The organism is Aerococcus sp. L_32, assembly GCF_050689315.1.
The window spans coordinates 1-638 of sequence record NZ_JBOEQF010001059.1 but is presented as its reverse complement, the minus strand read 5'-3'; the positions used below and the strand labels follow the sequence as shown (position 1 = coordinate 638).

Annotated in this window: 1 protein-coding gene; it reads right to left on the bottom strand. The window is 39.0% G+C overall.

The window, feature by feature from the left end; all coding sequences use genetic code 11:
• Positions 1-638: glycine--tRNA ligase subunit beta (locus ACRCJ0_RS18180; RefSeq protein ID WP_431391534.1), on the bottom strand; the 638-nt coding region annotated here is incomplete at both ends.

Below are 638 nucleotides of genomic sequence, written 5' to 3'. Positions count from 1 at the left end.
TCCAAGTTCAAAATACGGTTCCATGCTTCAAGCGTTTCTTTAAATGACGCTTTTTCACTAGCTGCTTGTAAGACTTTACTTGCCGCTAGTTTTCTTAAGATATCCGCTGAACGGCTTTGCAAAACAGCATCCGCAATATCATAACGAATTTCTTGGTCATTTAAGATAGCTTTCAAGCGGTCATTTACAAATTGGCTTAAAGCTGTTTGTAATTCAACTAGGCGCTCTTGGTCTTCAATTCCATAAACAGTCTGCAAGATACTAATGATATCAGTTTTCCAGTCAAAAGTTAACTCATTTTCGATTAGAATACGCACAATTCCTGATGTTTGTCGGCGTAAAGCAAACGGATCGTTTGAACCAGAAGGAATTCGGTCAATATTAAAGAATGAAATCACTGAATCTAGTTTATCTGACACAGCAAACAATTTACCCAATTGGCTAGCAGGTAATTCACCTTCAGCAGAAATTGGCATGTAGTGTTCGCGAATAGCAGTAGCAACTGCAGGTGCTTCACCAAAGGCTAAGGCATATTTTTCACCCATAATCCCTTGTAATTCTGAGAATTCATCCACAATACCGGTCATTAAATCGAACTTGTAGATTTCACCAGTACGAGTGATGTCTCCGGTTTGGAG